This is a genomic window from Gemmobacter sp. (assembly GCF_016792925.1).
Lineage (GTDB): Bacteria > Pseudomonadota > Alphaproteobacteria > Rhodobacterales > Rhodobacteraceae > Gemmobacter.
This window is the reverse complement of record NZ_JAEULU010000155.1, coordinates 1-2,758: the sequence shown is the minus strand read 5'-3', so window position 1 is coordinate 2,758 and position 2,758 is coordinate 1. Positions and strand designations below refer to the sequence as shown.

Sequence of the window (2,758 nt, the reverse complement as noted above, 5' to 3'; positions counted from 1 at the left end):
GCCGGAAGGTGCAATGGGCCGAGCCGCTGGCGCCGGGCGGCTGGAAGGACAGGGCCGCGTTGCTGACCGTGCCGAACAGCCCGTCATAGGGGCCGCCGACAAAGCGCACCGCCAGCGGATCGGCCTCATAGGGCAACAGCTCGCCCGTGCTGCCCTCCATGGTGTCATAGCGCCCCGGCGCCAGATACAGCTCGAAACTCTCGCCCCCGGCGGCGAAGGCGCAGGTCCAATAGCCTTCGATCAGCGCCTCTGGCCCCTCGGTCGCCGTGGTGGCGCCTTCGGGTTTTGCGGCGCGGGCCAGCACGCCGGGCGGCATCGCCGTGATATTGCCAGCCCCCATGTCGATCAGGCACATGCCGCTTTTCTCCTCGGTGATCACCCCGGCGGAGAGGAAACCCGGCACCATGACCGCGGCGCCCGGCTCGCATTGCGTCATCATCTCTGGCTGCTGGGCGAGGCTGGCCGCCGGGACAAGGCCCAGCAAAAGGGTGAGGGGCAGGGCGCGCATGCAATGTCTCCGGGCAATGGGATGAACTATGGCCCCAGCCTGCCAAAGCCCGCGCCGCCTGCCAAGCGAAACCTCGCGCCCCGGTGCGCCCCGCAACGCCCCGACGCGCCCGCATGCCACGCCCCTTGCCATTCCCGCCCGCCCGGCGCAGGCTGGCCCCGACAGGAGACCCCCATGCAGACCCAAATCCCGCTTGGCCGCACCGGCCTTCACGTCTCGCCGCTGTGCCTTGGCACCATGACCTGGGGCACCCAGACGGCGGAACCCGACGCCCATGCCCAGATCGCCTATGCGCTGGATCAGGGCATCACCTTCTGGGATACCGCCGAAATGTATCCCACCAACCCGGCCTTGCCCGAAACGGCGGGGATCACCGAGGAGATCATCGGGCGCTGGTTCGCCCGGGCAGGCGGGCGCGACCGGGTGCAGCTGGCCACCAAGATCGTCGGTGCCGGGGCGTTTCGCGCCGAGGGCATCACCGGGGCCAGTTTCACCGCCGCGCTGGAAGGCTCGCTGCGCCGGTTGCAGACCGATTACATCGACCTGTACCAGCTGCATTGGCCCAATCGCGACAGCTATCACTTCCGCGAGGCCTGGAGCTATGTGCCCAAGACCGATCGCGCGGGCACGCTGGCCCATATGCAAGAGGTCTTGCAGGCTGCCGAGGCGGCGGTGAAGGCGGGCAAGATCCGCGCGCTTGGCCTCTCGAACGAGACGGTCTGGGGGGCGGCGCAATGGCTGCGGCTGGCCGATGCGCAGGGTCTGCCGCGCATGGGGGCGATCCAGAACGAATATTCGCTGCTCTGCCGCCAGTTCGATACCGATTGGGCCGAGATGGCCGCGATGGAGGATATGCCACTGCTCGCCTGGTCGCCTTTGGCGACGGGGTTGCTGTCGGGCAAATATGCGGGCGATGTGATCCCCGATCATACGCGGCGCAGCGCCAATCCGGGCCTCGGCGGGCGGGTGACCCCGCAGGTGTTTCCAGCGATCTCGGCCTATCTGGGGCTCGCGCGCGATCACGGGCTGGACCCTTGCCAGATGGCCATCGCCTTTTGCCGCCAGCGGCCATACCCTTGCGTGCCGATCATCGGCGCCTCGACCCTCGCGCAGCTGGAGGTGAATATCGGCGCCCGCGATCTGCGCCTGTCGGATGAGGTGCTGGAGGGGATCGGCGCAATCTGGCGCGACCATCCGGCGCCGTTCTGATGGCGCATTTCCGGCTCTTGCCAAATCACCCTGCTTTCGTCCAATTGGGGCCTGACGCTGGCGGAGATGCAAGATGTGGAGATCGGCTGCCCTGATCCTGTGCCTTGGGCTGGCGGGGGGCACTTTGACGGCCTGCCAGATGGCGCTGCCCTTTGGCGGCGGCAAGGCGGCGCCCGCAGCGGCCACCAGCCCGGCGCAGGCGACGGTCACGGCCCAGCCCGGCGCGATTGCGGGCGGGGTGGTGACGGCCACGCCCATCGGCGCCAAGGCGGCGCCTTCCAAAGCGGCGGCGGTGGCGCCCGCCAAAGGTGGCGCGGCCATCCCGGCGGGCACGATCAAGGGCACGCCGCAAGCGGCGCCGCCCAAGCCCGAGGCCGCAACGCCCAAATCCACCAAGCCGGATTCCGCCAAGCCAGATGCAGCCAAGCCGGACGCCGAGGCGGAAGCCGAGCCCGCCCCGCCGAAATCCGCCCCGCAACTGGCCTGCGAGGCCAGCGGCGGGCTATGGTCCGAGGCGGGCAAGAAGGGCGTCAAGACCTGCGTGCAACGCACCCGGGACGCCGGAAAATCCTGTAAGCGCGAGGGCGATTGCGAGGGCTATTGCCTCGCCCGGTCGCGCAGCTGTGCCCCTGTGACGCCGCTTTTCGGCTGCAATGACATCCTACAGGCCGATGGCGGCCAGGTGACCCTGTGTATCGACTGATCCTTCTGGCAGCTGCGGCTGCACTTCTCGCCGCTTGCGCGCAGAAAACCCCGGCGCGCGGCCCCTCCTGGCGCGACACCGGCACCGAGATCTATTCCAATGCCGTGCTGGAGATGGACGGGCTGAAAGGCGACTGGCAGCAGGTTGCCAGCTTTGCCGAGACGCCCGGGACCAGTGGCTGCAAGCCCGGCAAGGTGCGCTTTGGCACGCCCGAGGGCGGCGCCGTGCCGGTGCAGGCCGATCTTTGCCTGAATGGCGCGCGCCAGACCTATAGCGGGCTTGCGGCGCTGCCGGTGCCGGGGCGGATGATGCCGGCGGCGGCTGGCTCCGGCAGCATC

Annotated in this window: 3 protein-coding genes and 1 pseudogene; 3 read left to right on the top strand and 1 reads right to left on the bottom strand. The window is 69.3% G+C overall.

Annotated features, from left to right (window positions below; all coding sequences use genetic code 11):
- The coding region (locus tag JNN06_RS07580) for a hypothetical protein (RefSeq protein WP_291238987.1) at nt 1-508 on the bottom strand (508 nt) is incomplete at its 3' end.
- 174 nt (nt 509-682) lie between these two features.
- On the opposite strand from JNN06_RS07580, the gene JNN06_RS07575 reads away from it, so the two are divergent.
- The 3 genes and pseudogenes from JNN06_RS07575 to JNN06_RS07565 all read left to right on the top strand — a co-directional run.
- Nucleotides 683-1,717 (top strand): aldo/keto reductase, encoded by a 1,035-nt coding sequence (locus JNN06_RS07575; RefSeq protein WP_291238986.1) that lies wholly within the window; start codon nt 683-685, stop codon nt 1,715-1,717.
- A 73-nt stretch (nt 1,718-1,790) separates the two neighbouring features.
- Nucleotides 1,791-2,420 carry a hypothetical protein gene (locus JNN06_RS07570; RefSeq protein ID WP_291238985.1) on the top strand — a complete coding sequence of 210 codons (630 nt, stop codon included), beginning with the start codon at nt 1,791-1,793 and terminating at the stop codon, nt 2,418-2,420.
- A pseudogene (locus tag JNN06_RS07565) lies at nt 2,408-2,758 on the top strand (lipocalin); the annotation flags it as partial. The gene JNN06_RS07570 and the pseudogene JNN06_RS07565, both read left to right, overlap by 13 nt.